Raw genomic sequence first — 24,852 nt, 5'->3', positions numbered from 1 at the left:
AAAGAAACCCCTTGTAAAATTCATAACAAGAGGGCAATATATTAAAAAATGAAAAAACTATCCTTCGTCTTCTTCAGATTCTTTTATAGAAAGATCGTGAGGTAATTCTTCATCATCGTCTGTAGAATTCAATTCAAAAAAACTAAAGAAAGAGCCGCCGTAACTTTTCTGAAAAGAAAAATTACTCATATGCTCAAGTTTTGTATATTTTGAATGCTCAATAATCATCATTCCATCATCTTCAAGTAAACCTCTTTCAAAAACGGTCGAAACAATTTTTTCAAAAGTTGCCTGATCTAATCCGTAAGGCGGATCTGCGAAAATAATATCGTAAGTCGTTTTAGAATTTTCTAAGAATTTAAAAACATCGCTTTTAGTTGCAGCAATATCAAAATCGTATTCTGATGAAACTTGTTTAATGAATTTAATGCATCCGAAATCACCATCAACAGAGGTAATTGGAGCGCTTCCGCGGGAAGCAAATTCATAGCTAATATTTCCCGTTCCCGAAAAAAGATCTAAAACCTTTAAGCTGTCAAAATGAAAATGATTATTCAAAACATTAAACAATGCTTCTTTACTCATATCAGTCGTTGGTCTTACAGGTAGATTTTTTGGCGGATTAATACGGCGTCCTTTGTATTTTCCTGAAATGATTCTCATGATTGAAATAAGATATAATGTTTTTGATTTTGAGCGGTAGTAAAGCTGTTTCTTTCTTTTAGGTTTGAGACATCCATAAAAGAAATATGGCGCACATATTTGTAAGCTATAGCATAAAATGGATCGTTTTCTGAAATGGTTCCCAATAATTCTAATTTGAAACTTTCAGGATTCATGCTCATTTGCTCAGCCGTAAATAAAATGTAGTAGATAAAATCTTCTGGAGTATTGTATTCGAACGTATTAAACAATAAAAGTTTTTGATTCTGCACCACGATAATTTCAAAATTACCAGGATTAAAATTCACAATCATTTTCTTGTCGTCATTGTTTCGTGAATTGTCCAGGATTTTTTCGACCAAAATGGTATTAGCGTGTTTAGAATCAAAAGATCCTACATTGTCAATCAGGAAATTGTTGATATTCACATACGGAATATAAACTGAATTCATCTGATAATTAGGGATTTGATCAAAAGTAAAGTGATCTGTTTCAAATACTTTTGTAGTGTATTGCAGATAACTTCCTAAATAATTCTCATCAAATAAAGCTGTTGGAACAAAAGTTGAAAAAGTGTTATTGTGGATAACCATTACTTCGTCGTAAGTTTCTTTTAATTCAGGATTAACCTTAAAAGCATTGCTGAATAAATCTTCAATTCGGCTTGTTTTGCTAGTGGTGTCAAACTTTATTTCTTTAAAAGAAGTAATGACATTGTTTAAAGTATCAAAACAGCAGTATGAAAATCCAGTCAGGGAAACCTGAATAGAAAGTTTTCTGTAATTTTTTGAAGTAATGTTAGTATTTTGTAATGACATAGTTGATTTACAATTCGTTACCTGTTTTAAATCAAGAAAGAATTTAAGCGACCACAAACTTACAAATAAAAAAAATAACAATGTCAATTTCAATATCAATGAAAAAGACTTAATCAACATGCAATTTCAAAATTTAATATTGCAAAAAAGTTAGCAGAATGTTATCATTTTGTTTATTATCAGTTATTTAATTGTGTAATTAAAATTTAAGTTCTGAGATTGTTTTTAATTTTCATATTAAACTTGATTTTGTCATTGAAATTGATTTTTGTCATTGCCATTTAAAAAGACGACCTTTGTATTTCAATATTATTTTATGAATTCTGCACAGTTTTACGGTATTTTACAAAAGCGATTTCCTTTTCCTCCAACCTATAAACAGGATATTTTTTTTCAGAAAATTGCCATTTTCCTGACTGAACCTCAAAACGACACTATTTTTGTTTTGAAAGGATATGCCGGAACGGGAAAAACAACTGTTATTTCTACTATTGTCAATAATTTAGGCGATATTAATAAAAAGTACGTTTTATTAGCGCCAACGGGACGTGCAGCAAAAGTAATTGCCAATTATTCTAATAATCCAGCTTTTACGATTCATAAAAAAATATATTTTCCGAAGAAATCTTCTGGAGGCGGAGTAGCATTTACCAAACAAGTCAACAAACATAAAAACACCATTTTTATCGTCGACGAGGCTTCGATGATTTCAGACAGTACTTTAGACAGTGGTTCGCTTCTAGACGATTTGATTAATTATGTGTATTCTGGGCAAAACTGTAAAATGATTCTTTTGGGAGATACGGCGCAGCTTCCGCCAGTCAATCTGGATGTAAGTCCAGCTTTGGATATTGATACTTTAGGTTTCCATTATAGTAAAGAAATTGAACATATAGAATTGGACGAAGTAATGCGTCAGGAAGAAAGTTCTGGGATTCTATATAATGCGACAGAATTGCGAGAATTGCTTAAAGAAAGCTTTATAACTGAGTTCAAGTTTAATGTAAAGAAGTTTAAAGATATTGTTCGCTTGACGGATGGTTATGATATTCAAGATGCGATAAATTCGGCTTACAGCAATTATAGTATTGAAGACACTGCTTTTATTGTTCGTTCAAATAAAAGAGCGAATCAGTACAATGAACAGATTAGAAGCCGTATTTTATTTAAAGAAAGCGAACTTTCGGTTGGTGATTTTTTAATGGTCGTAAAAAACAATTATTTCTGGCTGAAAGAAACTGATGAAGCTGGATTTATTGCCAACGGAGATATTATTGAAGTTCTGGAACTTTTTGGAATTAAAGAATTATACGGATTTAAGTTTGCAAAAGTAAAAATCAGAATGGTCGATTATCCAGAACAAAAGCCTTTTGAAACGGTTTTAATTCTAGATACTTTAACAAGCGAATCACCTTCTTTAACTTATGAAGAATCAAATCGCTTGTACGAAGAGGTGATGAAAGATTATGAAGATGAACCGACTAAATATAAAAGATTTCAGAAGGTAAAAGAAAACGAATATTTTAACGGTTTGCAGGTGAAATTCTCTTACGCGATAACCTGTCATAAATCGCAAGGCGGGCAGTGGAATACGGTTTTTATCGAACAGCCATTTCTGCCCAACGGCATTGATACTGATTATATTAGATGGCTTTATACCGCCATGACACGTGCCAAAAATAAGCTATATTTGATAGGATTTAAAGACGAGAGTTTTGAGGAATAAATTTTAGCCACAGATTAAAATGATTTCCACAGATTTATTACAAAGTAAAACGCATTTTTGTTTCACGCAGATTTTGCAGATTGAGCAGATTTTTTGAAATCGTTTTTTAAATTGATATCAGCTCAATCTGCAAAATCTGCGTGAAAAATTTTAAAGTGCAATAAAAATCTTTTTAATCATTCTAATCTGTGGCAAAAAAAAATCTAAACAATGACAACACTAAACGATTTACATTCGATCTCATCTAAGTTTTCGAATACCGATAAAATGCCAGTTCTGTTTTTAGGACACGGCAGTCCCATGAATGCTATTGAAGAAAATCAATTTGTGACTGGATTTCGAGATTTGGCAAAAACACTTCCGCAGCCAAATGCTATTTTATGCGTTTCTGCGCATTGGTTTACAAAAGGAACAAAAGTTACTTCGATGGAAATGCCAAGAACGATTCATGATTTTGGAGGTTTTCCGCAAGCACTTTTTGATGTGCAATATCCCGCAAAAGGAAGTCCAGAATTGGCAGCTGAAACTAAGAAGATTTTAGATCCAGTCATGGTCGAATTAGACGAACATTGGGGATTAGATCATGGCGCTTGGAGCGTAATTAAACATTTATATCCAAATGCTGATGTTCCTGTTATTCAGCTGAGTATAGATTACACCAAATCGGGACAATATCATTTCGAATTGGCTCAGAAACTGCAAGCACTTCGCTACAAAGGCGTTTTAATTATCGGAAGCGGTAATATTGTCCATAATCTTAGAATGGTCGATTTTAGAAATTTTGACAAAGACAATTATGGTTACGACTGGGCAATTGAAGCAAGAGAAACCGTAAATAATTATTTATTAGATGGGAATTTCCAGCCATTAATTGATTTCGAAAAAATGAATAAAGCCATTCAATTAGCAGTTCCAACACCAGAACATTATCTGCCATTATTATATACTTTAGGTTTAAAAGATAAAAAGGATGAATTGGAATTGTTTAACGATAAACTTTTGGCAGGTTCGTTGAGTATGACTTCGGTAAAAATATTGTAATAGTATTTGTTTTTAAATCGTTTCCCAATCGTTTCCAATTTATTTGATAATGGCCTAAAAGTTATAATCTACACAATTTGTTTGAAAAATAAATTGATGCGATAGTAAAATGTTTCATTTAAATTTGTTTATTTTTACATAAGTAATTGTTTATCAGTTGATTGTTTGGTTTCTTTCTTCTTTTTAAGTAGTTTTTTAAATGCCTTTTGTGGATTAACTGGTGATAATTTAAAAAACGATAGAAGATGTTTACAAATTAAGTAAGAGTGCGGCATCAGCACTATAATCACTGATAAAACTAAGATGAATCCAAACAAAGCATTATGGGAAAAAGGCGATTTTACGCGTGTTGCAGAATCTATGAGAGAAAGTGGTGCGGAATTGGTTGCCAAAATTGGAATTAAAGAAAATAGTAACGTTTTAGATCTCGGCTGTGGCGATGGTACTACCGCAATACCTTCGGCAAAATTAGGAGCCAATGTTTTAGGTGTTGATATAGCAAGAAATTTAGTTGAAGCTGGTAATCTTCGAGCAAAAAAAGAAGGGTTGGATAATGTTGTATTTCAAGAAGGTGACGCAACCGATTTGAATGAATTGAAGAATCAATCTTACGATGTTACAATGAGCATTTTCGGAGCAATGTTTGCTCCAAAACCTTTTGATGTTGCCAAAGAAATGGTTCGCGTCACGCGACCTGGAGGTAAAATTATTATGGGTAATTGGATACCGGGAGATCCAACGTTGATTGCACAAATCCTAAAAATTAGTGCTGAATTTACTCCTCCGCCTCCTGAGGGTTTTGTAAGTCCAATGCTTTGGGGTATTGAGGATAACGTCATCGAAAGATTTACAAATGCGGGTGTTCCTAAAGAAAATATTTCTTTTGAGAGAGACACCTTTACATTTAAAGCTGCATTTCCACCTTCGGAGTGGCTAAATCGATTAAAAACGTACTATGGACCAACTATGAATGCTTTTGAAGCTGCTGAACAAAATGGAAAAACTTCGGATTTGTATGCTAAACTTGAAGGATTAGTTAATAGCCAAAACCAAAGTAATGATCAAAATTCTACATTAATTCCAGCAACTTATCTTCGTGTTACAGTTTTGGTTTAATTTTTTGGCTTAGTATTCTCGAAGATGATTTTCGTCCTTTACAGAAATAGAAAAACAGAAATTTAAAAGTAATTTTTGCATATTTGCAAACACTTAAAAACCAGTGAAAATTAAATTACTAAATTTTAAGTTTTTTAAACTCAGTAAAATATAAAAATGAAAATAATAGCGGTAATTCCAGCCAGATATGCTTCAACACGTTTTCCTGCAAAACTAATGCAGGATTTAGGTGGAAAAACAGTAATTCTAAGAACCTACGAAGCAGCAGTTTCTACAAAATTGTTTGATGATGTTTTTGTAGTAACCGATTCTGATCTGATTTTCGATGAAATTGTTTCTAATGGCGGAAAAGCAATTATGAGCATCAAAGAGCACGAATCTGGAAGCGACCGTATTGCAGAAGCAGTTGCGAATCTTGATGTTGACATTGTAGTAAATGTTCAAGGTGATGAACCTTTTACAGAAGCAGAACCTTTAGCACAAGTTTTATCGGTCTTTAAAAATGATCCTGATAAGAAAATTGACTTGGCTTCGTTAATGCGCGAAATTACAAATGAAGACGAAATCAATAATCCAAATAATGTGAAAGTTGTGGTAGATCAGTCACAGTTTGCTTTGTACTTTTCTCGTTCAGTAATTCCGTATCCGAGAGAGAAGAATGTTGGAGTACGATATTTTCAGCATATCGGAATTTATGCTTTCAGAAAACAGGCTTTATTAGATTTTTACAGCCTTCCAATGAAATCTTTAGAAGCTTCTGAGAAGTTAGAGCAATTACGTTATTTAGAGTTCGGAAAACGCATCAAAATGGTTGAGACATCTCATGTTGGAATCGGAATTGATACAGCTGAGGATTTGGAAAGAGCGAGAGCGATGTTGAAGGATATTTAATTATTTGAATAACATTATCCACAATCTTGTCATTTCGACGAAGGAGAAATCTCCGCGAGAAACTCCACAATGCTGATCAATCTTTGTCGAGCTGCTTATGGAGATTTCTCCTTCGTCGAAATGACAAAACTGTGTGAACACTTTGGGTAAAAACAAAAAAAGCTCCAAATTCTTGGAGCTTTTTTAATATCTAAAAATCTTATTTTACTGGTATAAAGCAGGATATTTTGAAGGATTAACTTCGTTCATCATATCGTAAATTTTCTCGTAAATATCTTCTGCAGAAGGTTTAGAGAAATAATCACCATCAGTTCCGTAAGCAGGTCTGTGTGCTTTAGCAGCTAAAGTCTGTGGCTTGCTATCCAAATGTTTGTATGCATCTTGTTCTTCTAAAATCTGTTGCAAAATAAATGCTGAAGCTCCTCCAGGAACATCTTCATCGATTACTAAAAGACGGTTTGTTTTAGCAATACTTTTTACGATGTCTTTGCTAATATCAAAAGGAAGTAAAGATTGAACATCGATAACTTCACACTCAATTCCTTTTTCTGCTAATTCATTAGCCGCTTGCATAACCAATCTTAAAGTTGATCCGTAAGAAACTAAAGTAATATCAGAACCTTCTCTTAAAGTTTCTACAACTCCAATTGGCGTTTTAAATTCACCAAAATTTAGAGGCGTTTTCTCTTTTAAACGATATCCGTTCAAGCATTCGATCACCAAAGCAGGTTCGTCACATTCTAACAAAGTGTTATAAAAACCAGCAGCTTGTGTCATGTCTCTTGGAACCAAAACGTGAATTCCACGAATCGCATTGATAATCATTCCCATTGGAGAACCAGAATGCCAGATTCCTTCCAAACGGTGTCCGCGGGTTCTAATGATTAATGGTGCTTTTTGTTTACCAACAGTTCTATATTGCAATGTAGCTAAATCGTCACTCATGATCTGAATTGCGTACAATAAATAATCTAAATACTGGATTTCAGCAATCGGACGTAATCCTCTCAATGCCATTCCGATTCCCTGACCAATAATAGTCGCTTCACGAATTCCGACATCGGCAACACGAAGTTCTCCGTATTTTTCCTGCATGCCTTCAAGACCTTGATTTACGTCTCCAATGTTTCCAACATCTTCACCGAAAATTAAAGTTTCAGGATATTTCGCAAACAACGCATCAAAATTATCACGAAGAATCATTCTTCCATCCAAATCTGGTTTTGCATTTTCTGCATATTTAGGAAGAACTTTTTGTACAGAAAATACATTTTGAGCCGATTCCGAATGCTGATTACTGCTGAATTTTTCTTGAGTTTCATTCAAGAATTTTGTAATCCAATTTGATAAAAGAACTTTGCTATTTGGCACTTCAATAAAACGAAGGATCTTTCTAGCATAAACTAATAATTCCTTTTTTAAAGGCGCTTTAATTGCAGCCAATTCAGAAATTAATTTTTTGATTCTTTCTTTATGATTGATGCTTGCTTCAGCAATTTGTTCCAATAAAGCTAAAAGATTCTTTTGTTCATCAATGATAGGATTAATGAAGTTATTCCAAGCTTCTTTTTTAGCCTCTAAAACTTCTTTTTTCAATTCGAAATCAAGTTCTGCCAATTCCTCTGGAGAAGCAATATTAATTGCAATCATCCAAAGACGCATTTGACGAATACAGTCAAAATCTCTTTCCCAAGCCAATCTTTCGGCACTTTTGTAACGTTCGTGAGAACCAGAAGTAGAATGGCCTTGAGGTTGTGTCAATTCGTTTACGTGAATTAAAACAGGAATGTGTTCTTCGCGCGCAATTGCTCCGGCTCTTTCATAAGTCGAAACCAATTCGGCATAATCCCAGCCTTTAACTCTAAAGATTTCATAACCTTTAGAATCTTCATCGCGCTGATATCCTTTTAATATTTCAGAAATATTTTCTTTAGTAGTCTGATGTTTAGCATGAACAGAAATTCCGTATTCGTCATCCCAAACACTCATTACCATCGGAACTTGTAGAACTCCTGCAGCATTTATAGTTTCAAAAAATAAACCTTCAGAAGTACTTGCATTACCAATTGTTCCCCAAGCTACTTCATTTCCGTTAACTGAAAATTTATCTTTGATAGTGATTCCGTCAACGTTTCTGTAGATTTTTGATGCTTGAGCCAAACCAAGCAATCTTGGCATTTGTCCTGCTGTTGGAGATATATCTGAACTTGAATTTTTTTGTTTTGTTAAATCTTTCCAAGAACCATCTTCGTTTAAACTGTGCGTTACAAAGTGTCCGCCCATTTGTCTTCCTGCAGACATTGGATCAAAAGCTAAATCGGTATGACCATATAAACCAGCAAAAAACTGTTTAGCGTCCAATTCGCCGATAGCCATCATAAAAGTTTGGTCGCGATAGTATCCAGAACGGAAATCTCCGTTTTTAAAAGCTTTTGCCATTGCCAGCTGCGGAACTTCTTTTCCGTCTCCGAAAATACCAAATTTAGCTTTTCCTGTTAATACTTCTTTTCGACCTAAAAGACTACATTCACGGCTTGTTACCGCAATTCTATAGTCATTCAATACCTCAGTTTTGAAATCTTCAAATGTCAGTGTAGTATTGTTTTTTTCTTTTATCATAATCTTGTAGGGTCATGTTGTTTATGTCGCGAAATTACTTAAAAACAATCAATAATCATAATTCTTTAAACTAAATATAATTTAATTATTTGTATTCAAATCTAGAAACTACGTATTTTATTTATGTGATTTTTATGTAAAATTTAATTTTATTGATAATTTCGCAAGTTTTTATTTAATTTTCATTTGATTAAAACCATTTTCGGGTAAAAAGAGTAACTAACGTTTTTGGCGAAAATGTGATGATAAATCGTATTTTTTCATTGTATTTAGGTTGTGATATTTCCCATCCGTTATTAGAATAAACAGGAAAATAGAGTTCAAAGTAATCAGGAACAAGGTTTAAACGTACTCCAGAGTCGTAAGCAAAGAACTCACTTTGATGTTTATTTTTCAAAAAACCAATGTCTCCATAAAGTTCCACCCAGTTCCATACCGCATAACTCGCATTTAGAGTTGCCATCCATTGGTTGGCGTAAGAAGGTTCTAATTGTGATTTGAAGCCTCCTTCGGCAATTACATATTGCTGACTAAAAAATCCTGTACTTTCTGATCTCCCAAACAAATTGTAATCAAATAAATAATCTGTTGGACGGTCTAAACCAAAACTAAAATAATCTGAGTTTGTTGTGTTATAAACAAAACTTCCAGCGTATAATCTTAAATTTAACTTCTTGTTGTTTTCAAATAATCTTCTGTATTCTACTTCTCCTGCAACCTTTCCGAATCCACTAGAAAACTGCAAATCGGTCATAAAGTTAAAATGATCAATTAATTCAGTTTTAGTATTAGAATAACGGGCATTAAATATGGAATAATTTGGTTCTGAATTGTCTGTAATGTAATCGCTTGCTTCACGATTTACGATAACCTGGCGGAACATAAACATTTGCTTTCTGTTGTCTCTGAAATCTTTTTCGCGAATGCGAAATACTACCATCGGATTTAATCTCAAATAAGTTGCATCTGGTGCATAATGAAAATAATTCTGACTGATAGAATATCGAACATTAAATAAAGTGCTGTTTCTATAATACTGATTCCAAGAAAAGGCAGATGAACCAGAAATTGTACCTGCTTTGATTGAATAAGCCGGATTAATATCAAAATTAAAAGGTTTGTCTAAAATAGTTTTATTATGAAAACGGATTCCTGGGGTGAAACCATCATAATAATTATAATTTAATGTCGGAATGTATAAAATCTGATTGTAATCTGGATCTTCCAAATCTTTAGTAAAATTAAATTTTACAGGACGATTCAGTGAAACACTTTTTAAAGATCTCCAGTTGTTTCTTTGATTATACTCAGGAACTTCATTATCGTAATTAATGACAATTTTTTCCGCATTTTTTCGGCTGAATTCATAAACAGAATCTTTTTTGGTAGGTTCAATCCATTCTTTAAAAACAACTTCTTTCTTTTTAATTCCGTAAATCGGAATAGGAGCGTAGATTCCAGTTTTATTTTTAACCGAAAATGTAACGCTGTCTGCAGTTCTCGACACATTCGAAAATTTATAATCTATAATATCTCTCGAATCAATAATGGTTTTAAAGAACCAATCGATATTTTTTGGACTTTTTTGAGTTAAGATTTTTTCAAAATCATAACGGTTTGATTGTCCAAATTGGTTAAGATTGTAAAACTCTTTTACGCTTTTAGGTACAATATCATGATTAAGATAATCGTCTAAATAGCTTAAACTTAAGCCAGCGCGATATTTACTGGCAATCTGTTCATTAAATTTTATCAGTGTGTTTTTTGGGTCTCCTAAAGGCTGATCCAGATTTTTACGAGCCATTAACATATAGTAATAGCTGTATTGTTCATTAAAAGTTAGGTTCGTAATGTTATAACTTTTAAAAAGCTTCATATCTGAAAGTTTTCCCAGCATTTTTTCATCTTGATGATGCTCTTCCATATATTTCATCATCGTATATATCTGGATTCCATCATAAACCCAATTGTCTTTTCTTGGATCTAAGCGCAGACTGTTTTTGAGGTAATTGTTTAAAAAAGTCTTTAAAAATTGAATCTCAAACATAAAATCATCTTCAAACGGACTAATAAACGAAGGCAGCTGATTTAAGCCATAAAACGGATTTCGGTCATAATCTATCTGAGAAACCGTAATTCTCTCGTGTGGATATTTGCCAATAAATTTTTCAGCATAAGAAACTACTCGATTAATAATAATGGCTTTCTGGAATTCGTCTATTTTTTTGTTTTTTAAATTTGTCAGAACCTGTAAAGAGCCATTATCGTAGCTTCTAAAACTGTTTTTCTTTTCGATATAAAGACTAAAATCGGTTCTGTTTTTTCCAGAGAAAGAATAAATATTGTAGCTCTGATTGGTTGAATCTTTTGAAACCGAATTTAAATCGGTAGTGATAGAATACTGATTCGGAATTTTAATTTCCACTTCGTAATCACTCACCGCATTAGCAATATCATCTAGATTGAAATTATTGTACTTTACAAAAAAGCCATTTTCAAATCGCGCAGGACTTAAAAACCAATTTTTTAATGCCATACCGCCATTTTGAGTAAATCCAAAATGAGTGAATTTGTCGTTCGGTATTTTTACAATGTAATTGAGATGTAAAACGATTTTTTCATTAGGAAGAAGCTTGCGATTTAATCTTACGGTAATATAATCAGGATCTTCGGCGCTTCTTTCCCATTCCAAAGCCGAAAAATTGGTTTCGGTTAGATTTATAATGGTTGTTTTTCCTCGATCTACTGCCTTAGCTAAATGAAAACCTCTGTAAAACTCATCAGAAAAACGTTTTGCCAAAGGCGTATTTTTGTCAGCAAAAGCATTATTCCAATCATTCAGAACAATCGATATTAGAGTGTCATTTGAATTATTATGGTACGTAATATCCTGTTTTACATTTAGTGTCTTAAGTTCAAGATTTACCGCCACCTCCATCTTAGATTGATGTTGTGCGGTTAGTTTTATCGAAAATGATAAAACTGAAATGAGGCAAATAATTTTATAAAGTGCTTTCAAGTAATGGCTTAAAAATTATCAGACATACTTATGTACGGACATAATGAAGTTACGGATTTTTGTAAAAATAGTATAAAAAAAGCTGTTTAAAAAAACAGCTTTCAATTTTTACGTATTTGCAATATAATTTAACCATATAAGTGATAAAAGTGTTTTTAACGCAAAGCTTAAAAACATACTTTTAAATGAACTTATATCACTTATATGGTTTTGAAAATTAGAAATTCGGACTTAAATCGTACTTTTTGTAGAATTTATCCAATGCTTCTACAACTTCGTCTTCTGTGTCTACGATTTTAAATAAATTTAAATCTTCAGGGCTTACGGTATGCATTTTTTCAACCAATACCGTTTTAACCCAGTCAATCAGGCCAGACCAGAATTCAACTCCAACTAGAATAATAGGGAATTTTCCAATTTTTTTAGTCTGAATCAAAGTGATGGCTTCAAACATTTCGTCTAAAGTTCCGAAACCTCCTGGCATAACCACAAAACCTTGCGAATATTTTACGAACATTACTTTTCTCACAAAGAAATAGTCGAAATTCAAGTTTTTATCGTGATCAATATATGGGTTAAAATGCTGCTCAAACGGAAGTTCGATATTTAAACCAACCGAAGTTCCTCCTCCTAAATGCGCACCTTTATTTCCAGCTTCCATAATTCCGGGACCACCTCCTGTAATCACACCGTAACCTGCTTTACTGATTTTATAAGCGATTTTTTCAGCCAACTGATAGTACTTGTCATCTGGTTTTGTTCTTGCCGATCCAAAAATAGAAACACAAGGACCAATACGTCCCATTGCTTCGTAACCATTTACAAACTCAGACATAATTTTAAAAATTGCCCAGCTGTCATTGGTTTTAATTTCATTCCACGTTTTTTGCTTTAAACGATCCTGAATTACTTTATCTTCATCATTATCAAAATCTTCTAATCTCATTTTAGGTATTTTAATTTATTATTTTATTTATGTCTTTTTTGTCATCCTGAGCGTAGTCGAAGGAAGGAGCTAGTTCCTGCTGTCCACTATATTCCCGATAAACAAAAACTACGGCTAAAAAGCCTTGTTTTTCTAAATCGGGAGATGCCGCTCCCATCAGGGCTAGGGCAGTTGGTTTCAAATAAACATTGGTTTTAATTGAAACATGTTTTCTTTAAAAAAGCATGGATTTTTCAAAAAAAGCGGACACTAAATTAACGCTTTTTTCTAGAATTGTTATAAAAAACAGGAATTATAATCCAAAAGTAATGTTATGATAATAATCAAATTCGGTTTTTTGATTCATTATCAGGTGTATAGTATCTGTAAAACTGAAAGTTTTTTAGATTTAATCTTTGTCAAAGTTTAAAAACTTTGACAAAGATGTTGTTTCTACTCTAGTTCTTTTTTCAAAAACTTAGCCGTATAACTCTTTTTATTCTGAGCCACTTCTTCTGGAGTTCCTTTAGCAACCAATTGTCCACCGCCTTTTCCACCTTCTGGACCAATATCAATAATATAATCGGCAAGTTTAATAACATCCATATTATGTTCGATGACAAGAATTGTATTTCCTTTGTCAACCAATTTATTGATTACTTCCATTAAAACGCGAATGTCTTCAAAGTGTAATCCTGTTGTAGGTTCGTCGAGAATATAAAATGTATTTCCAGTATCTTTTTTAGATAATTCTCCCGCTAGTTTTATACGTTGCGCTTCACCACCAGAAAGTGTTGTGCTTTGTTGACCAAGTGTAATATAACCTAATCCAACATCTTGAATGGTTTTAATTTTTCTATGAATCTTCGGAATATTTTCAAAAAATGGAACTGCTTCATCAACCGTCATATCCAAAACATCAGAAATAGATTTTCCTTTGTATCTGATTTCTAAAGTTTCCCTATTAAAACGTTTTCCCTGACACGTTTCACATTCTACGTAAACATCTGGTAAAAAGTTCATTTCGATAGTTCTAACACCAGAACCTTCACAGGTTTCGCAACGTCCGCCTTTTACGTTGAAACTAAAACGTCCCGCTTTGTAACCACGAATCATACTTTCAGAAGTCATCGTAAATAGATTTCTGATTTCTGTGAAAACCTCTGTATATGTCGCTGGATTCGAACGTGGTGTTCTTCCAATCGGACTTTGGTCAATATCAATTACTTTGTCAATATGTTCTAAACCTTCAATCTTTTTATATGGTTGCGGTTTCTTTACTCCATTAAAATAATACGCATTCAGAATCGGATAAAGCGTCTCATTAATTAAAGTTGATTTTCCGCTTCCAGAAACTCCTGTAACGCAAGTTAATTGCCCTAACGGAATTTCAATCGAAACATTTTTTAAGTTATTTCCAGTTGCTCCAGTCAGTTTCAAGAATTTGCCATTTCCTTTTCTTCTTTTCTTCGGAATATCAAATTTCATTTTACCATTCAAATATTGAGCGGTAATAGTGTCTGATGCTAAAGTTTCTTTTGGAGTTCCTATACTAATAATTTCTCCTCCATATTTTCCAGCTTTTGGACCAATATCAATTACATAATCAGCCGTTTCAATCATGTCTTTGTCGTGTTCAACCACAATAACTGAGTTTCCGATATCGCGTAATTGTTCCAAAGAATGAATCAGTTTTTCGTTATCTCTTTGGTGCAGACCAATACTTGGTTCATCCAAAATATAAAGAACTCCAACGAGCTGAGAACCAATTTGTGTTGCCAGACGAATACGCTGTGCTTCACCACCAGAAAGCGATTTTGAGCTTCGGCTTAAAGCTAGATAATTCAAACCAACATTCATCAAGAAATTCAAGCGGTCTTTGATTTCTTTTACGACTTCAGAAGCGATTAAAAGCTGCTTGTCAGTTAAATGGCTATTTAGATCATGAAACCACGCTGTCAAATCTGAGATATCCATATCACACAATTCGGTGATATTTTTTTCATTTACTCTAAAAAATAATGCTTCTTTTTTAAGACGAGAACCATCGCAAACAGGGCAATTGATTTCGTCCATAAAATCTTTTGCCCAACGCTTTATGCTCGTTGTGGCACTTTCGTCATATTGATTTTTAATGAAATTAGAAATTCCTTCAAAATCAATTTTATATTCTCTTGTAACACCAAGATCTTTTGAGTTGATAGAAAATTTATCCTTTCCGCCGTACAAAATCATTTGCATGGCTTCTTCCGGAATTTTTTCAATCGGATCAGTTATTTTAAATCCGAATTTTTCTCCAATGGTTTCCAATTGCTTGAATATCCATGAAGATTTGTATTCGCCAAGAGGCGCAAAACCACCTGCTTTTATAGATAATTTCGGATTTGGAATGATCTTCTTGACGTTTATTTCGTGTACAGTTCCCAATCCGTTACAATGCGGACAAGCTCCTTTTGGAGAGTTAAATGAAAATAAATTCGGTTCTGGATTTTGATACGATATTCCTGTTGAAGGACACATTAAGTTTCTACTGAAATAACGCACTTCATTAGAATCCTGATCCAAAATCATCAAAACATCTTCACCGTGATGCATAGCTGTATTGATGCTTTCCGATAATCTTTTTTGCGTATCAGGATTATCTTCAATCACCATTCTGTCTACAATAATCTCAATATCATGAGTTTTGTAACGATCCAATTTCATTCCGACAACCAAATCTTGAACTTCACCATTTACACGAACTTTCAAGAATCCTTGTTTGGTAATCTGCTGAAATAATTCTGCATAATGTCCTTTTCTGGCTTTAATAACTGGAGCCAGAATATTGATTCGTTTTCCTTTATAGTCCTGAATAATCAAATCTTTAATCTGTTCATCAGAATATGAAACCATTTTTTCGCCAGTGTTATAACTGTAGGCATCTGCGCCACGTGCGTATAAAAGCCTTAGGAAATCGTAAATTTCAGTAATAGTTCCAACTGTAGAACGTGGACTTTTACTTGTTGTTTTTTGTTCAATCGCAATTACAGGAGAAAGTCCGTCGATTTTATCAACGTCAGGACGCTCTAATCCTCCAAGGAATTGTCTGGCGTAAGCTGAAAACGTTTCAACATAACGACGCTGACCTTCAGCATAAATGGTATCAAATGCCAAAGAAGATTTTCCCGAGCCTGATAAACCAGTAATGACAACCAGTTTTTCACGGGGAATAGATATATCGATATTTTTTAGATTGTGAACTCTTGCACCAAGAACTTCAATAGTATTGTCTTTATCTAACATAATTTTGAGCAAAACGCAAAGTTACCACTTTGATTTGTTCTTTTAGTGCTCGATAGCAAAAGTTTATGTTACAATTAATAACAAAAAACGCTGATTTAAAATCAGCGTTTTCTTTTTCGGGTTGCCATATAGTTTTCAATTGCTTCTTTGGTGGTATACCAGTTTCTGCCTTCTTTGTAAGCATCTATTTTTCCTGTTCTGGCCAATAAACTTACATATTCTTGGCCGTACGGAGTATCAGGCTCACTAACAATGTTTTGAATAGATTGATAATCATAATTGCTTCCTGGCATTGCACCTAAATATATATTAAGCGTTCTTTCGAGTGCCTGACACATCAAAAGTGTCAATTTTTGGTAATTTCCATTATTAGCTTGATTGAGCGCTTCGTAGTATTTCTTGCGATCATTTTTTAAAATAATTGCAGGAGGAAAACCGCATCGAATCAATAATAAATTCATGCTTAAACGAACGGTACGACCATTTCCATCAAAAAAAGGATGAATCCAGACCAGTTTATGATGATAGATTGTTGCCAATTCTATATCGTTTAAACCTAACGGATTTTTATTGATAAACTCGATTAATTCGTCTAAATAATCTGAAACTTTATTTGCATTTGGTGGCATAAAATTAGCACCAGAAATTCGGACGCCTCCATTACGAATTCTGCCCGCGAAATCTTCTTCGATAGAACGCATTACTAATCCATGTATAGAAAGAATATCGATGCTTCTTAGCTTATATTCTTCATCTACAATTGAATAAAGATAATCAATAGCTTTGTCATGATTATGAGTTTCAAAATGTTCACGAAGCGATTTTCCTTTAATGGTAATTCCTTCTTGAATAACCATTTGAGTTTCTCTTAGACTCAGTGTGTTTCCTTCAATGCTATTAGAGTTATAAGTCCATTCGAGAGAAAGGCTTTCTCGTATTTTGTTCAAAGCAATATTGGGCAATGGTCTGCTGTTTTGCAGTTCTTGCCTTTTTTGGTACAATCGATCAAAGGTTGATTGAAATTCTTCTCTGTATGTTAGGTCAATATTAAACATAATCCTACAAAGATACTTCTTAATATCGGATAAATAAAATTTTTAACGTATCCGATATTAACGTTTATTCAATCGTCATAGAACGGAGTTTTGTTCTATAAGCTTCGAGTGCTATCGATTTGGAAATAAATCCGTGGTATTTTCCATCTCTTAAAACAGGAAGGAAAGCAGATTTTGTAGTTTCAAATTTTCGCATTACAATTTCCATGCTGTCGAGTGTAGAAATTGTCGCAGCAGGCGCTTTCATTACGTCTCTAATAAAAGTGTATTTAACTCGGTAAGAATTAAAAATGATTTCTCGAATATCATTAAAATGAACTACTCCAACCAAATCTTTGTCTTGATTTACAACTGCAAAAACTACTTGATTGGAATGCGAAATAAGATCTACTAATTTACTTAGATTTTCGTCTGGGTGAACTGTCAAATAATCGCATTGAATAATTGAGTCAATGTCTAAAGTCGATAGGATATTAGAATCTTTATTGCTTGTAAACGCATGTCCTTTTTTGGCTAATCCTTTTACGTCAAGCGAATATTTTTCGAAACGTTTAGAAATGGCAAAACTAATGGAAGAAACGATCATAAGCGGAATCATTAATCCGTAGCCTCCTGTAATTTCTGCAATTAAGAAGATTGCTGTTAGAGGCGCATGAAATAAACCGCTAAGAATCCCAGCCATTCCAACCATTGTGAAATTACTGATAGGAAGTTTAGATAAACCTATCATGGTTACAAGTTTAGAAAAGAAATATCCCAGATAAGATCCTAAGAATAGAGAAGGAGCGAAGTTACCTCCATTTCCTCCACTTCCAAGTGTTAATCCAGAAGCAAATACTTTAACCATCATGGTAGCGCCAATAAATAAAAGCAAAACCCATTGATTGTTTCTGAAATCGGCAAATAAAGTATTGTCTAATAATTTTCCTGGATCGGTTTCAGATAAAGTTTTGATGCTTTCGTATCCCTCACCAAACAGAGTTGGAAAAATAAAAATTAATAACGCCAATAACGATGAGCCAATTAAAGCTTTTTTATAAGGATTGATTTGCTGTTTGGCAAAATAATGCTCGACTCTTTGAAAGTTTCTTGAGTAATAGATAGCAACCAGTCCAGTTAGAACTCCCAAAATAACATAAAACGGAATATTATGATAATCAAAAGATTCTTGTTTTTTAAAGCTCAAAAGAATGCTTTCGTCCAAAACAATTGCAGAAACCAAAGCGCCCGTTGCCGCAGAAATCATAATAGGCGTAAAAGCAGAAATGCTGACATCTACCAATAAAACCTCAATAGCAAAAAGAACACCTGCAATTGGAGCGTTAAAAGCCGCCGCAATTCCAGCAGCTACACCACATCCAATCAGCAAAGTTCGATCCTTATACTGCATCTTATAATTTTGGGCATAATTTGAGCCAAAAGCTGCACCAGTAATTACAATCGGACTTTCTAAACCTGCAGAACCTCCTAAACCAACTGTTAATGAACTTGTCACAATTTGGGCATACATCTGCTTTCTCGGAATAATACTGGCTTTTTTCGCCACTGCATAAAGTATTTGCGAAGTTCCTTTTTGAATGCTTCCGTTAAGAACTTTATTTACAACAAAAACGGTTAATGTAATACCAATTATTGGCAGGATACTGTTAATGAAACTCAATTTCAAGATTCCATTAATGTATGTTGCAAATGAGAATACACTATGCGCGAAAGTTTTAAGTACGATAACCGCAAGTGAACAAGATATTCCGATAAGAACGCTTGACAAAAAAAGAAACTGCTTTGGAGTCATTAAGGATTGTGCCAAAGCAATGATGCTTTCGAGTCTTCTGAAATATTTTTTTAGCATTCTGTTTTAAAATTATCGTTCTTACAAAATTAGTTCATAATGTTAGATTAAAAAAATAAAAACTGAGAACTATTAAAAACCAACGGCTTTATCATCGCCTCTAAAGTCAGCTCCGCCTTCTAGATTTTTGTTTGGCAAAACCAAAATAGCATCTACTTTTCCGATAATTGGAGTTGGTTTTTCGTTGATGATGTAGCTTTTTGCTTTAAGCTGATCAATTGTTTTTGTTTCAAAAGTATTGGGTTCGAAAGTAATTAAATCTGGCAGCCATTGATGGTGGAAACGTGGAGCATTCACGGCTTCTTGCATGCTTAGATTGTATTCGTAAACATTTAGAATTGTCTGTAAAACAGAAGTAATAATCGTTGAACCTCCCGGAGTTCCTACAACCATAAATAATTTTCCGTCTTTTTCTACAATGGTTGGCGTCATAGAACTTAACATTCTTTTTTGCGGAGCGATACTGTTGGCTTCATTTCCAACCAAACCAAACATGTTTGGAGAACCTGGTTTGGCACTAAAATCGTCCATTTCGTTATTTAAAAAGAAACCTAATTCGTCACAATAATATTTTGAACCATAACCATCATTTAAGGTTGTTGTAGCAGCAATTGCATTCCCGAATTGATCTACAATTGAATAGTGTGTTGTTTCTGTGCTTTCGGCATAATTCACTTTTCCTTCTTTTATTTCGCTAGATAAAGTTGCTTTTTCAGGATTAAAGCTAGCCATTCTTTCACGAAGGTAACTTTCATCTAATAGTTCTTTCAGCGGAATCTTGACAAAATCTGGATCGCCTAAAAAATAGCTTCTGTCTGCATACGCTCTTCTTTCAGCCTCAACAATAACCTGTATGGCATCTGGTGAATTATGTCCCATTTTGGCTAAATCATAAGGCTCGAGCATCTTTAAAATTTGAGCCAAACAGATTCCGCCACTGCTTGGTGGAGCCATTGAAGTAATCTTTAAACCTTTATAAGTAAACTGTAATGGTTTTCTCCATTTCGCTTCATATTTCGCTAAATCCTGCATCGTAATAATGCCACCTTTTTCCTTTAAATAATTGACTAAGATTTTTGCAGTTTCGCCTTTATAAAATTCGTTTCTTCCTTTTTTCTGGATTCTTCTTAAAGTTTTGGCCAATGCTGGATATTTGATCGTATCGTTTTCTTTGAAACTGCCAGATAAAAGCGAATTTTCTCCATTTATTTTTACAATGCTTTCATGATAATCTTTTAAGCTTTTCTCTTGTTTTTTGGTCACTACAACACCTCTTTCCGCTAAAGCAATTACAGGCTCAAGGATTTTAGAAATCGGCATTGTTCCGTATTTTTTATGCACAGCAAAAACGCCTGCAATTGTTCCTGGAACGCCAATGGCAAGTGCTGTTTGGGTACTTTTTCCTTTTATTACATTTCCTTCGCTATCCAAAAACATATCTTTTGTTGCTGCCAGTGGAGCTTTTTCGCGATAATCCAAAGAACCGACTTCGCCATTGGCTTTTCTATACACCATAAATCCGCCGCCGCCGATATTTCCTGCAAACGGAAAAGCAACTGCAAGAGCTAACTCTGTTCCTACCATGGCGTCAAAAGCGTTTCCGCCATTTTTCATAATATAAGAACCGATTTTTGAAGCTTCCTCGCGTGCAGAAACCACCATGGCTCTTGTAACAACTAATCCTGTCGGATTTGGATCTGTCTGTTGTGCATTGCTGCTGCTTATATATAAAAGTGCTATTAAAAATGTAATTTTTTTCATGTTCAATAAAATTAAATTGGCTTAAAGAGAAAGCAGTTTTTCTTTGGCTTGTGCTCTCATTTCTTCAAAAAACAATGTAAATTCTTCTTCAAATTCATCATAAAATTCCGTAAGTTCTTCTACAGCAAACTGCATTTGAGAAACATTTTTGGATCTTCTATCCATTTGGGTTAATATATGTTGGATTCCTTCGGTTGTACGATAACTTACAAGCCAGTTTCTTTCAATCATATACGGCATTAAACCTTGAGTTTTTTCGGTTAAAATTTCATAATTATCGTGAAGCGAATGATAAAATCGATTTACAAAAAGTTCTAATTTTTCATCCGAATATTTTTCCCAGTTTTTGGCTAGAAAATGATCATAAACAATATCTACAATTACACCAGCATAATGATGGTATCGGTCATGCAGGCGTTTGGTGCTGGTTCTAAAAATATCGTGAGAATCGGTATAGGTATCTATGAATCGATGCAGTAAAATTCCTTTTTGAACATCTTCAGGAAAATGCTCAAATTGTTTTCCGCGAATTCCGTCTGCCATAAAATTCCCGATTTTAATTAAATCATTGTCTCCAGAAAGATATATATGGGCTAAGAAATTCATTTTTTTATAAGTTTCTAAGAATCGAAGTTTTTTAAGATTCTGAGTTATTTTAGTAAATGTATAAAAACTTTTTTAAATCATTTTGTTATAAAAATAACGAGATACAAGTAGTTTCCTAATAGGTTAAAATTAAAATCTTAGAAACTTAGCACCTTAGTAACTCGGTAACTTTTTTATATTTGTAAAAAAATAACCCTAACTCACAAAAATGACTCTAATAAAATCTATTTCTGGAATCCGTGGGACGATCGGAGGAAAAGTGGGAGATAATCTAACTCCTGTTGATGCAGTAAAATTTGCATCGGCTTACGGAACTTTCTTGAAAAATAATATTGCGAAAGATAAATTGACAGTTGTAATTGGCCGTGATGCGAGAATCTCTGGACCAATGATTCATAATTTAGTAGTGAATACTTTAATTGGTTTAGGAATCGATGTGATTGATCTTGGACTTTCTACAACGCCAACTGTTGAAGTGGCTGTTCCTTTGGAAAAAGCTGATGGTGGAATTATTTTAACAGCTTCTCATAATCCAAAACAATGGAATGCTTTAAAATTATTAAATGCCAAAGGTGAATTTTTAAGCGGTGCAGACGGAGCAAAAATTCTTGAAATTGCTGAAGCCGAAGCTTTTGATTTTTCTGATGTGGATAGTTTAGGCGAAGTTATTTCAAATGATGCTTATATGGATATTCATATCGATGAAGTTTTAAACTTGCCATTGGTAGATATCGAAGTAGTAAAAGAAGCTAAATTCAAGGTTGTTGTTGATGGTGTAAATTCATCAGGAGGAATTATTATTCCGAAGCTTCTAAAATTAATGGGAGTGGAAGTGGTTGAATTGTACTGTGAGCCAAACGGACATTTCCCGCATAATCCAGAGCCTTTAAAAGAGCATTTAACTGATATTTCTGAGCTTGTTGTAAAAGAAAAAGCAGATTTTGGTATCGTCGTAGATCCAGATGTAGATCGTTTGGCTTTTATCAGTGAAGACGGTGAAATGTTTGGAGAAGAATATACTTTGGTTGCTGTTGCAGATTATGTTTTAAGCAAAACTCCAGGAAATACAGTTTCTAACATGTCATCTTCTCGTGCTTTAAGAGATGTTACCAAAGCGCACGGCGGAAGCTATGAAGCAAGTGCTGTAGGTGAGGTGAACGTGGTAGAGTTGATGAAGAAAAACAATGCTATCATCGGTGGTGAAGGAAACGGTGGAATTATCTATCCTGAATTGCACTACGGAAGAGACAGTTTGGTTGGAGTTGCTTTGTTCTTAACGCATTTAGCAAACAAAAAAATGCCAGTTTCTGCTTTGAGAGCTTCTTATCCAGAATACTATATGAGTAAAAATAAAATTGAATTGACTCCGCAAATTGATGTTGATGCAATTTTAACTCAAATGACAGAGAAATACAAAAACGAAGATATTTCGACAATTGACGGTGTGAAAATTGATTTTGCTACAGAATGGGTTCATTTAAGAAAATCAAATACAGAACCAATTATTCGTATTTATACTGAAGCGCCTTCTCAAGATGCAGCAGATCAATTAGCGCTTCGAATTATTGATGAAATTAAAGTAATTGCTGGAATCTAAGATTCTCAGTTGTTAAAAATTAAAAAAAAGCTCTTTAGATTTATCTAAAGAGCTTTTTTTATTAAAAACATTCCGTTAGGAATGTCTCATCGGTAGAAAAAAATGACGTTGTTTATTGTAGGGACACGTGATTTTTTCGAATTGAATGCATTTCCGATTAATCAGACGTTCCTACGGAACGTGTAACTCTTACTTAAAATCTGATATCTACCGATGAGACATTCCTAACGGAATGAATTTTACATAAAAACCTGTTTAGAAATTCTAAAGATTCTTTTGTTTATTCAAAAACAAATTTATTCCTAACGGAATGAATTAGTTCTTAATTATTTTAATCGATTTTTTAATATTTCCATACGAAGCGTTTACAATGTAAACTCCTTTTGGAAGCTTATCTCCAATTTTAATATCTTCATTCGTAAAATAATCTGAAGAAGAAAAACAGACATCTCCTTTCATATCAATTATTTTGATCGTTAAAGGTTCAGTAGTGTTTGATTTAATATGCAAAGTGGCTTGCGTTTTTACAGGATTTGGATAAATAGTAAAGCTCTCTTTTTCTAGCTCATTATCTTTAACGCCAAGATTGGCAACAGCAAAATCGATGAAATTAAAATTGAAGTCATTTGATTTGAATTTGATTTTTAAATACACCTCGCCTTTTGGTAAAAAAACATCATTTACCGTTTTATTAGCAAAAGTTTGCCAGTCACCTGTTGGTGGAAAGGTTTCATCGGCTTTTACCACAACATCATTTACTAGAATGTCAAATTTGCCAGTCAATACGGGAGATGCCACTCTAAAAGTCAAATTGTAGGTTCCAGCATTGGCAACATTCAGCATAAATTCGTTCCAGTCTCCTTCATTGATGAAACAAACATTTTGCCCCGTTCCAGAATCTGTTGTTGCTTGTAAACCAGTTCCTTTTCTTCTGTAATGTTTATTGGCAATGACACGTCCAGGTACATTCATTTTTTTTGTTGTATAAGGAACATTGATATATTCAGTTCCAATTGGTCTTAAGACACCACTTGTAGCACTTAACAATTGTCCTTCTAACATATCAGTCCAAGTTGGATTTACTCTTCCAGAAAACCATGAATAACGAAAAATATCTGGATCATTTTCATAGCTGGTTAAAATTTGTTTCATGAAAGCTGTTTTTTCATCAGCGGTCTGTATAACTCTATTGGCAAACTCAGTAATCCAAAGCGGGCGATTGAATTGTTTTAAAATTCCTGTTACTCCAATCACAGATCCTGCAGTGGCATCATAAGTATGAAAAGCGATATAATCTACTTTACAGTTGGGGCATAATTGGAAAAACTGATTGTGCCAAACAACAGGGTCAGAAATTCCTCCGTAATTATTGGGGCCATTATAAGCTGGTGAGGCGCTTACAATTTCTAGATTTTTTGCAGCAGCGATTTTTTCAATATTTGCCCATGCATTTACTGCTTCTTGTGGTGTTAATCTTGCGCCGTCGGTAAAATTAGGTTCATTAAACGCCAGAAGATATTTGGCTCCAGGTTTTATTTTATTTATGAAAGTTTGTACGTCATTATCGTTGACTTTTCCCCATGCCATTGGAACAAACTCAACGCCGAGAGATTCATAAGTAGCTCGCAAATCGGCATCAGGTTCTGGGGACCAGTTGTACCACCAAGAAAGGCCTGGTTTTAAAGCCTGCATATCGGCTTGGGAGTGGTATCCGTAAGCAATTCCTCGTTTCGGACTTTGGGCGAAGACAGAAAAAAAGAGCACCGATACGAAAAATGAAAAAAATAGTTTTTGAATCATGGGTTAATGATTTTAGGTTCTTTTAGATAATTAGAGAAGAGCCAAATTTAAATTGTTTCCTTTTTTTATCCATTCAAAAAA

The 24,852-nt window shown here is 33.8% G+C and carries 17 protein-coding genes; 5 read left to right on the top strand and 12 right to left on the bottom strand.

From position 1 onward, the window contains the following. Nucleotides 1-57: 57 nt before the first annotated feature. Both ACNRYB_RS19900 and ACNRYB_RS19895 read right to left on the bottom strand, forming a co-directional pair. Nucleotides 58-663 carry an RsmD family RNA methyltransferase gene (locus ACNRYB_RS19900; RefSeq protein WP_473728468.1) on the bottom strand — a complete coding sequence of 202 codons (606 nt, stop codon included), beginning with the start codon at nucleotides 661-663 and terminating at the stop codon, nucleotides 58-60. Next, nucleotides 660-1,481 (bottom strand): DUF3822 family protein, encoded by an 822-nt coding sequence (locus ACNRYB_RS19895; RefSeq protein WP_119791930.1) that lies wholly within the window; start codon nucleotides 1,479-1,481, stop codon nucleotides 660-662. The genes ACNRYB_RS19900 and ACNRYB_RS19895 overlap by 4 nt, the downstream gene beginning before the upstream one ends. Before the next feature lie 316 nt (nucleotides 1,482-1,797). Between ACNRYB_RS19895 and ACNRYB_RS19890 the strand changes: the two genes are divergently transcribed. The 4 genes from ACNRYB_RS19890 (at nucleotide 1,798) to kdsB (ending at nucleotide 6,255) form a co-directional block, all read left to right on the top strand. After that, complete coding sequence (locus ACNRYB_RS19890; protein WP_129747665.1) at nucleotides 1,798-3,207, top strand: ATP-dependent DNA helicase; 1,410 nt, start codon at nucleotides 1,798-1,800, stop codon at nucleotides 3,205-3,207. Between the two features lie 210 nt (nucleotides 3,208-3,417). Beyond that, nucleotides 3,418-4,248, top strand: coding sequence for a 4,5-DOPA-extradiol-dioxygenase (ygiD, locus tag ACNRYB_RS19885; RefSeq protein ID WP_473728467.1), 831 nt, complete (start codon nucleotides 3,418-3,420; stop codon nucleotides 4,246-4,248). A gap of 303 nt (nucleotides 4,249-4,551) precedes the next feature. Further along, nucleotides 4,552-5,364: a class I SAM-dependent methyltransferase gene (locus ACNRYB_RS19880; RefSeq protein ID WP_473728466.1), complete on the top strand. Its 813-nt coding sequence runs from the start codon at nucleotides 4,552-4,554 to the stop codon at nucleotides 5,362-5,364. 156 nt (nucleotides 5,365-5,520) lie between these two features. Further along, on the top strand, nucleotides 5,521-6,255 hold the full coding sequence (kdsB, locus tag ACNRYB_RS19875) for a 3-deoxy-manno-octulosonate cytidylyltransferase (RefSeq protein WP_263522857.1): 735 nt from the start codon (nucleotides 5,521-5,523) through the stop codon (nucleotides 6,253-6,255). A 204-nt stretch (nucleotides 6,256-6,459) separates the two neighbouring features. Here the strand turns inward: kdsB and ACNRYB_RS19870 are convergent, their stop codons facing one another. The 9 genes from ACNRYB_RS19870 to ACNRYB_RS19830 all read right to left on the bottom strand — a co-directional run bounded on the left by ACNRYB_RS19870 (nucleotide 6,460) and on the right by ACNRYB_RS19830 (nucleotide 21,374). Next, on the bottom strand, nucleotides 6,460-8,874 hold the full coding sequence (locus ACNRYB_RS19870) for an alpha-ketoacid dehydrogenase subunit alpha/beta (protein ID WP_473728465.1): 2,415 nt from the start codon (nucleotides 8,872-8,874) through the stop codon (nucleotides 6,460-6,462). Nucleotides 8,875-9,064: 190 nt separating this feature from the next. Then, on the bottom strand, nucleotides 9,065-11,812 hold the full coding sequence (locus ACNRYB_RS19865; protein WP_473730260.1) for a gluzincin family metallopeptidase: 2,748 nt from the start codon (nucleotides 11,810-11,812) through the stop codon (nucleotides 9,065-9,067). Nucleotides 11,813-12,110: 298 nt separating this feature from the next. Continuing rightward, nucleotides 12,111-12,839 carry an LOG family protein gene (locus ACNRYB_RS19860; RefSeq protein ID WP_008467887.1) on the bottom strand — a complete coding sequence of 243 codons (729 nt, stop codon included), beginning with the start codon at nucleotides 12,837-12,839 and terminating at the stop codon, nucleotides 12,111-12,113. Between the two features lie 10 nt (nucleotides 12,840-12,849). Then, nucleotides 12,850-13,020: a hypothetical protein gene (locus tag ACNRYB_RS19855; RefSeq protein ID WP_165352455.1), complete on the bottom strand. Its 171-nt coding sequence runs from the start codon at nucleotides 13,018-13,020 to the stop codon at nucleotides 12,850-12,852. A gap of 251 nt (nucleotides 13,021-13,271) precedes the next feature. Continuing rightward, nucleotides 13,272-16,103, bottom strand: a complete 2,832-nt coding sequence (gene uvrA / locus ACNRYB_RS19850; RefSeq protein ID WP_473728464.1) for an excinuclease ABC subunit UvrA — start codon at nucleotides 16,101-16,103, stop codon at nucleotides 13,272-13,274. A 101-nt stretch (nucleotides 16,104-16,204) separates the two neighbouring features. Beyond that, nucleotides 16,205-17,158 (bottom strand): Fic family protein, encoded by a 954-nt coding sequence (locus ACNRYB_RS19845; RefSeq protein ID WP_129747674.1) that lies wholly within the window; start codon nucleotides 17,156-17,158, stop codon nucleotides 16,205-16,207. A 64-nt stretch (nucleotides 17,159-17,222) separates the two neighbouring features. Next, entirely contained in the window at nucleotides 17,223-19,007 is a 1,785-nt protein-coding gene (locus ACNRYB_RS19840) for a chloride channel protein (RefSeq protein WP_473728463.1), read from the bottom strand. 72 nt (nucleotides 19,008-19,079) lie between these two features. Continuing rightward, nucleotides 19,080-20,768, bottom strand: a complete 1,689-nt coding sequence (gene ggt, locus ACNRYB_RS19835) for a gamma-glutamyltransferase (protein WP_473728462.1) — start codon at nucleotides 20,766-20,768, stop codon at nucleotides 19,080-19,082. Nucleotides 20,769-20,789: 21 nt separating this feature from the next. After that, nucleotides 20,790-21,374 (bottom strand): acyl carrier protein phosphodiesterase, encoded by a 585-nt coding sequence (locus ACNRYB_RS19830; protein WP_473728461.1) that lies wholly within the window; start codon nucleotides 21,372-21,374, stop codon nucleotides 20,790-20,792. Between the two features lie 208 nt (nucleotides 21,375-21,582). Between ACNRYB_RS19830 and glmM the strand changes: the two genes are divergently transcribed. Beyond that, complete coding sequence (glmM, locus tag ACNRYB_RS19825) at nucleotides 21,583-22,971, top strand: phosphoglucosamine mutase (RefSeq protein ID WP_473728460.1); 1,389 nt, start codon at nucleotides 21,583-21,585, stop codon at nucleotides 22,969-22,971. Between the two features lie 315 nt (nucleotides 22,972-23,286). On the opposite strand, the gene ACNRYB_RS19820 is transcribed toward glmM, so the two are convergent. Continuing rightward, nucleotides 23,287-24,771, bottom strand: coding sequence for a glycosyl hydrolase (locus ACNRYB_RS19820; RefSeq protein ID WP_473728459.1), 1,485 nt, complete (start codon nucleotides 24,769-24,771; stop codon nucleotides 23,287-23,289). Nucleotides 24,772-24,852 lie beyond the last annotated feature (81 nt).

The sequence above is a fragment of the Flavobacterium sp. CR10 genome (genome assembly GCF_055814415.1).
Note: the sequence above shows the minus strand (reverse complement) of the source record. Positions and strands in the feature narration are given on the sequence as shown.

Bases quoted from the DNA above. Each gene is read 5' to 3' on its own strand.
- ACNRYB_RS19820 (WP_473728459.1), bottom strand. From the start codon at position 24,771: ATGATTCAAAAACTATTTTTTTCATTTTTCGTATCGGTGCTCTTTTTT.
- ACNRYB_RS19880 (WP_473728466.1), top strand. From the start codon at position 4,552: ATGAATCCAAACAAAGCATTATGGGAAAAAGGCGATTTTACGCGTGTT.
- ACNRYB_RS19870 (WP_473728465.1), bottom strand. From the start codon at position 8,874: ATGATAAAAGAAAAAAACAATACTACACTGACATTTGAAGATTTCAAA.
- ACNRYB_RS19895 (WP_119791930.1), bottom strand. From the start codon at position 1,481: ATGTCATTACAAAATACTAACATTACTTCAAAAAATTACAGAAAACTT.
- glmM (WP_473728460.1), top strand. From the start codon at position 21,583: ATGACTCTAATAAAATCTATTTCTGGAATCCGTGGGACGATCGGAGGA.
- ACNRYB_RS19860 (WP_008467887.1), bottom strand. From the start codon at position 12,839: ATGAGATTAGAAGATTTTGATAATGATGAAGATAAAGTAATTCAGGAT.
- ACNRYB_RS19865 (WP_473730260.1), bottom strand. From the start codon at position 11,812: ATGGAGGTGGCGGTAAATCTTGAACTTAAGACACTAAATGTAAAACAG.
- ACNRYB_RS19845 (WP_129747674.1), bottom strand. From the start codon at position 17,158: ATGTTTAATATTGACCTAACATACAGAGAAGAATTTCAATCAACCTTT.
- ACNRYB_RS19840 (WP_473728463.1), bottom strand. From the start codon at position 19,007: ATGCTAAAAAAATATTTCAGAAGACTCGAAAGCATCATTGCTTTGGCA.
- uvrA (WP_473728464.1), bottom strand. From the start codon at position 16,103: ATGTTAGATAAAGACAATACTATTGAAGTTCTTGGTGCAAGAGTTCAC.
- kdsB (WP_263522857.1), top strand. From the start codon at position 5,521: ATGAAAATAATAGCGGTAATTCCAGCCAGATATGCTTCAACACGTTTT.
- ygiD (WP_473728467.1), top strand. From the start codon at position 3,418: ATGACAACACTAAACGATTTACATTCGATCTCATCTAAGTTTTCGAAT.
- ggt (WP_473728462.1), bottom strand. From the start codon at position 20,768: ATGAAAAAAATTACATTTTTAATAGCACTTTTATATATAAGCAGCAGC.
- ACNRYB_RS19900 (WP_473728468.1), bottom strand. From the start codon at position 663: ATGAGAATCATTTCAGGAAAATACAAAGGACGCCGTATTAATCCGCCA.
- ACNRYB_RS19830 (WP_473728461.1), bottom strand. From the start codon at position 21,374: ATGAATTTCTTAGCCCATATATATCTTTCTGGAGACAATGATTTAATT.
- ACNRYB_RS19890 (WP_129747665.1), top strand. From the start codon at position 1,798: ATGAATTCTGCACAGTTTTACGGTATTTTACAAAAGCGATTTCCTTTT.